This is a genomic window from Arthrobacter sp. Dra40 (assembly GCF_059091905.1).
In genome coordinates, this window is the sequence record NZ_JBNHHB010000343.1 from 1 (window position 1) to 3,848 (window position 3,848).

General features: G+C 66.9%; 4 protein-coding genes and 1 pseudogene. 1 reads left to right on the plus strand and 4 read right to left on the minus strand.

The genetic code is table 11. The annotated features are described in order from the left end of the window. The 3 genes and pseudogenes from AC5RWT_RS35365 to AC5RWT_RS35375 form a co-directional block, all read right to left on the minus strand. Positions 1-732: pseudogene (locus AC5RWT_RS35365) on the minus strand (LCP family protein); the annotation flags it as partial. A 51-nt stretch (positions 733-783) separates the two neighbouring features. Beyond that, complete coding sequence (gene purE / locus AC5RWT_RS35370; protein WP_494084298.1) at positions 784-1,311, minus strand: 5-(carboxyamino)imidazole ribonucleotide mutase; 528 nt, start codon at positions 1,309-1,311, stop codon at positions 784-786. Then, positions 1,308-2,480, minus strand: a complete 1,173-nt coding sequence (locus AC5RWT_RS35375; protein ID WP_494084299.1) for a 5-(carboxyamino)imidazole ribonucleotide synthase — start codon at positions 2,478-2,480, stop codon at positions 1,308-1,310. The genes purE and AC5RWT_RS35375 overlap by 4 nt, the downstream gene beginning before the upstream one ends. Positions 2,481-2,627: 147 nt before the next feature. On the opposite strand from AC5RWT_RS35375, the gene AC5RWT_RS35380 reads away from it, so the two are divergent. Then, a complete protein-coding gene (locus AC5RWT_RS35380) occupies positions 2,628-3,203 on the plus strand; it encodes a GtrA family protein (protein ID WP_494084300.1) in 576 nt (191 codons plus the stop codon). Between the two features lie 20 nt (positions 3,204-3,223). Here the strand turns inward: AC5RWT_RS35380 and AC5RWT_RS35385 are convergent. After that, the coding region (locus AC5RWT_RS35385; protein WP_494084301.1) for a TIGR03089 family protein at positions 3,224-3,848 on the minus strand (625 nt) is incomplete at its 5' end.

The window sequence follows — 3,848 nt, forward strand, 5'->3', positions numbered from 1 at the left end:
TTGCTCCACGTCCACGTACAGGGCGTTGATGATGCACTCGTCCCCGCAGTTGAAGCCGTTGGGATAGACCTCGTGCATGGGGGAGTCTTCCGGGAACGGAGCGTTCTGGAAGTTCCTCGGGATCCCGAACATGACGGTCTGTCCGGTTTTCGCATCGACACTGACCACCTGAATGCTGTCCGGGCGCAGCCCGACACGTCCGGCGCCGGCGTCGCCGCCCATCAGCAGGAAGTTGTAGCGGCCGTCCACGGGGTCGAAGGCCGGCCGGGTCTCGAAGATGCTGCTGAAGGCGTTTCGGCTCACGTTGAGCAGGTAGGCGGCATAGCCCAGGCTGCCGCTGGTGAGCACCATCAGGGCAACCAGCGTCACAGCCACCACCGGCTTGGCTCCCGGGGCCAGCAGATTCGGCCTGATAATGCGAAGGGTATTCAGGAACAGGAAGGCCCAGAACAGCGCCAGCGCCGCCAGCACCACCACCAATGCCAGTGAACCCCAGCGGTTGGAGGCCACGTTCACCAGCAGCGGCCAGTCCAGCAAGGCCACGACGCCTGCGACCAGAATGGCGGCCCAGACCAGCAGCGTCACGGCCAGGGCGCGTCGGCCCAGCCTGCGGTCCCCTGCCACGATTTGGGCGCTGCCCGGGACGACGAGGGTCAGCAGCAGCAGGACGAAGGCGCGTTTGGTGCGCACCGGTGCCGAAGCATGCTGGGGGTAGCGGACCGGATCGGTCACCCCGCACGCAGAAGATCCCGAAGGCTGCCTGCGCGGCTGCGGGCTCACCGGCTAGGCCTCGCCGGAGCCGGAAACGCGTTCACGCAGCGCTGCTCCCTTGTCGTAGGCGGTCTGGCGCAGGCCGGAGGCAAACTCCAGCAGAGCGGGCTGCAGCCGCCCGGCCAGCTCGTCACCTCCGGCTGCCAGCATCCGGACCGCGAGCAGGCCGGCGTTGCGCGCTCCTCCGATGGACACCGTCGCTACCGGCACGCCCGCCGGCATTTGCACGATGGAGAGCAGGGAGTCCATGCCGTCCAAGTACTTCAGCGGCACCGGCACGCCGATCACCGGAAGCGGGGTCACGGAGGCGAGCATGCCGGGCAGGTGCGCGGCACCGCCGGCGCCGGCGATGATAATCCGCAGTCCCCGGGCATGCGCGTCGCGGCCGTAGCCGATCATGTCTTCCGGCATGCGGTGCGCGGAGACGACATCGGCCTCGTAGGGGACGCCGAATTCCTCCAGCGCCTGCGCGGCGGCTTCCATGACGGGCCAGTCGGAATCCGACCCCATCACGACGCCGACGATCGGCTTGGTGCTCATGGTTTGCCTTCCTGGGGGTCCACGCCGTCACGGACAATTGCCGCGACACGGTCCGCGCGCCGGCGAAGTTCCTCCACCTGCGACGCATCGCTGCCCACCACATTCACATGGCCGATCTTCCGGCCGGGGCGGACCGACTTGCCGTAGCCGTGCAGCTTGACGGACGGTTCAGCCGCCAGCGCGCGCGGGTAGGCCGAAAACAAATCCGTATTCGCGCCACCCAGATAGTTCTTCATGACGACGACGCTGCCGAGCACCGACGTGTCGCCCAGCGGCAGGTCCAAGACGGCCCGCAGGTGCTGCTCGAACTGGCTGGTGACCGACCCGTCCTGGGTCCAATGGCCGGTGTTGTGCGGACGCATGGCCAGTTCGTTGATCACGAAGCCTGCCCCGCGTCCCGGCGTGGCGAACAACTCTGCGGCCATCACGCCGGTCACACCCAGCTCATCGGCCAGCCGCAGCGCTGCCTGCTGGGCAGCCGCGGCGACGTCTTCGGGCAGATCCTGCGCCGGCGCGATCACTTCGTCACAGACACCGTCCACCTGGATGGTGTGCACCACCGGCCATGCCCGTGATTCCCCGGACGGAGTCCTGGCCACCAGAGCCGAGAGCTCACGGCTGAAGTCGACTTTCTCTTCGGCCAGCAGGGCGCCCCCGGTGAACCAGTCGGAAGCTTCAACTGCCGCGGCCGCATCGCGGATGATCCGCACTCCCTTGCCGTCGTAGCCTCCCCTCGGCGTCTTGAGCACGACCGGCCAGCCGGTCCTTTCGCCGAAGTCAACCAGTTCCTCCACGTTGGACACTGCCCCCCATGCTGGGTTGGGGAGTCCCAGCTTGTCAACGACCGCGCGCATGACCAGCTTGTCCTGCGCATGGATCAGGGCAGCGGGAGGCGGCTGCACGTTGACGCCTTCGGCAATCAAGGCCTGAAGGTGTTCGGTGGGGACATGTTCGTGGTCAAAGGTCATGACGTCCAGGTCCTGCGCGAAATCCCGCAGCGCCTGGAGGTCCCGGTAGTCGCCCACAGGTGCCGCGCGGACGGCGGAGACCGCGGATACGTCGCCGGCCTCGGCCAGAACGCGCAGTTCAAAGCCGAGCTCCACCGCACAGGGGGCCATCATTCGGGCGAGCTGGCCGCCGCCCACTACGCCGATTACTGGGAAACTCACCTAGTCAGGGTACCGAACGGACTCCGGACGAACCGCATTTCGCACGCCGGCGGGTACGTCCTAGGTAACGCCCAGACTGGAGCAATACAATGATGCGTCGGCCGGTGCATCCTCCGGCATCCGAACGAAAGGGACATACCTCCGATCATGAACCGGACTATTTCCGAGCGCATCCGCGGCATCGTGTCCCTTTTTTGGCGGGAAGTAGCGAAGTTCGGCACGGTCGGCGGGATCGCCTTCATCGTGGACAACTGCGTGTACTGGTGGCTGATCAACGGGCCCATGGACGAGAGTGTGGTGAAGGCGCGGTTTGTATCCGCCTCGGTGGCCACCCTTTTTTCCTGGATCGCCAACCGCTACTGGACGTTCCGGCACCGGCGCCAGGCGAACGTGGTGCGGGAGCTGGTGCTGTTCGTCGTCATCAACGTCATTGGCATGGTGATTTCCGCTGGCTGCGTGTGGATAGCCCGCTACCCGTTGGAGGTGACGGACCGTACTGCGCTGCTGTTCGCCGGCATCTTCGGAACCGTCTTGGCCACTGTCATGCGTTTCTTCGCTTACCGCTTCCTGGTGTTCAACGCCGAACTGGACGCAGAGCCGGAGTTCGCTGCGGACGGGGAAATCTTCGAACGCCACCCGGAAGAGCCTCCAGCCACCCACCGTCCCGTGAACAGTGCGGCGGATGTGGACGGCCCGCAGGCACCCGGGGCCACCGGGAGTTAGCAGCGGCACCGGGGGCCGGTTCAGAGCTTGGCAGTGACCCGTTCGCTGTCCACGAGGCGCTGGGTCACTTCCACCTGCTGGTGCACCAGCACTACTGTCCTGCCGTTCTGCCAGGTTGCCAGAGCGTTGCCCAGCACCTCAGGCCACGGGGTTTGCGCCGGCACCAGCAGGTTTCCGGCCGGTCCGGGCCAGCCCAGAAGCCGGGCGAAGGTGAGGGTTCCTCCGTCGTATTCAGCGGCGACATCCTCTGGCGCCAAGGTGTCCAGTCCCAGGTACTCATCCGCGTACGACCGAACCTCCGCGGCGTAGTCCAGGATGCCGTCGGGCAGTTCCTCGGGCCAGCGCAGCTGGAGTGCACCCAGGGCGACGACGACGCGGTGCGGGCTGCTTGCCCCGGTCACCACCGCCGGATCCGCGGCCACCAGCACGTCCGGGGCGTGCCCGCCCGCGTCCAGCAGGACCTTGGCGCCGGCCTGCCACGCTGCCAGCGCCCATACCAGCGACCGCCAGTGGGGTTCCATCTGCAAACCCACCGTCGTTCCGGCCCCGGCGTCCAGCTCCTCGGCCAGCAGATTCGCCGTCTTCGCTACCCAGTTGTCCAGGACCCGGCCGGACAACTCAACGCGTTCTCCCTCAGGCCCGTAC